We start from the raw sequence: 1,826 nt of genomic DNA, 5'->3' as shown, positions 1-1,826 counted from the left end.
GAGTAGACCAGTCATTTGCCCTTGAAGACCAGCAGCCAAGTCGTCGGCCATTGTTGCCGTTGATTTTTTGCCCACGTTCGCTCAGACCTCACGACGTTTGTGCGCGGCCGGTCACCCCCCAAGCCCGACGCGAGCCTACCGCTCCCGTCCCGCCTCATGCCATGCCTTGCGCACGGGCGAGAGCAGATACTCCATGACCGTCCGCGTGCCGAGCAGGATTTCCGCATGGGTCTGCATTCCCGCGCTCAAGGCAAAGTTCTGCTCATCCAACGAGAGATGCATTGCCTTGAGCGTCACCAGCGCCTTGTAGAACAGCATTGGGGTTCTCGCTGGCGCCTTGTCGTTCGGATTGTTGCCGTTGCCGGTGGCATTGTCGGCCGAATCGGCGCTGACATGCTCGACCGTCCCGTCGACCATCCCGTACTTCTGGAACGGAAACGCCGCGAACTTCAGCTTGACCGGCTGACCTTGCCGTACAAAGCCAATATCCTCGTTACTCACCCACACCTCGGCGCGTAGCGTCTCCTCCTTCGGCACCAGCGTCAGCAGCACGGTGCCCGGCTGCACCACGGTGCCGGCCGAATGCGTGGCGAGATCCTTGACCACACTCGCCTGCGTCGCTTTCAGTTCGAGCAGCTCCTGGCGATGCGCCTGTTTGGCGACTTCCTGTGCCAGCCTGTCGAAGGCGCCCTGAATCTCGTTGCGTTCAGCGTAGAGCTGGCGCTGGTAATCCGATTCGATCTGCGCGAGCTTCTTCTCCGACTGATTCATCTCAGCCCGGGCCGATTCGATCAGGTGTCCCTGCGTCTTGAGTTCCTGTTCCTTCTCGATGCGCTCGCGCTTCTTGTCGTCGGCCATCAGGCTACCGGCAAAGCCGTCCTGGGCCAGTTTCTCGAACGCCTTGTCCTGCGCCCGGTAGTGCGGCAGGGTTTCGGTGAGCTTGGTCTTGATCTGCTGCGCCGAAGCCAGATCGGCACGGAACTTGGCCAGCTGGCTGCGTTCTTCGGCCAGCGCCGCCTCCAGCGCATTGCGGTTGGCCCGGTACTGCGCGGCGACTTCGCCGGCCAGCGTCGGTGGATCACCGGCCTCGGCCGCAAAGGCCTCACCCGCCAGCTCGGCATCGATGCGGCGCAGGGTCAGGCGCTTTCTCTGGTATTCGGCATCGATGGCTTTTGTGTCGGCTTCGCTGATCAGCGTATCCATGCGCATCAGCACCTGGCCGGGACGGACGGTCTCGCCCTCGCGCACCAGGATTTCCTTGACGATACCGGCGTCGGCCGGCTGCACGATCTTCAGATAGCTTTGCGGAATCAGCTTGCCCTCGGCGACGGCGACGATATCGAGCTGCCCGATCAAAGCCCAGAGGAGCAGCGCGGCGAGCAGGGCGAGCAAGGTCCACAGCACCTTGCGCCCGAGCGGGTTGGGCGAGGTCTCCTGCAGGCGCAATAGCGGTGGCGAGAAGTCGTGGTAGTCGGGTTCGGCCGCGGCGAAGTTGAAGGTCGGGAGTTTCATCTGGGCTGACTGGAAAGGTGGAGTTCAAACCCCACCGCAAAGGCGCGAAGGCGCAGAGGAAACGCAGAGAGAAAATCCTGAATACGGGTTTCTCTGCGTCATCTCGGTGTCTCTGTGCCTCTGCGATAGATTTGAAGGCATTGACTACGACAGCCAGATCGCCACCCAGCGCGGCACTGTCCGAGCCGGCCAGCTGGAAGTCGAGCAGAGCATTGGTCAGCGCCCAGCTGGTCAGCGTCGGTGTCGCGGTGCGTGCGGCATCAAAGGCACCGACCAGACCGGCGAAGTTGAAGTTCTCGACCTTCTGATCACGC

At 62.3% G+C, this 1,826-nt stretch carries 2 protein-coding genes; one reads left to right on the top strand and one right to left on the bottom strand.

Annotated features, from left to right (window positions below):
* Positions 1-135: 135 nt before the first annotated feature.
* Complete coding sequence (locus PROAA_RS11820) at positions 136-1,512, bottom strand: HlyD family type I secretion periplasmic adaptor subunit (RefSeq protein ID WP_186411535.1); 1,377 nt, start codon at positions 1,510-1,512, stop codon at positions 136-138.
* Between the two features lie 106 nt (positions 1,513-1,618).
* On the opposite strand from PROAA_RS11820, the gene PROAA_RS18925 reads away from it, so the two are divergent.
* The coding region (locus PROAA_RS18925; protein WP_222102238.1) for a hypothetical protein at positions 1,619-1,826 on the top strand (208 nt) is incomplete at its 3' end.

This window comes from Candidatus Propionivibrio aalborgensis, assembly GCF_900089945.1.
Lineage (GTDB): Bacteria > Pseudomonadota > Gammaproteobacteria > Burkholderiales > Rhodocyclaceae > Propionivibrio > Propionivibrio aalborgensis.
Note: the sequence above shows the minus strand (reverse complement) of the source record. Positions and strands in the feature narration are given on the sequence as shown.

What these genes read in the sequence shown, in the direction of transcription:
- PROAA_RS11820 (WP_186411535.1), bottom strand. Translation starts at nt 1,512, where the DNA reads ATGAAACTCCCGACCTTCAACTTCGCCGCGGCCGAACCCGACTACCAC.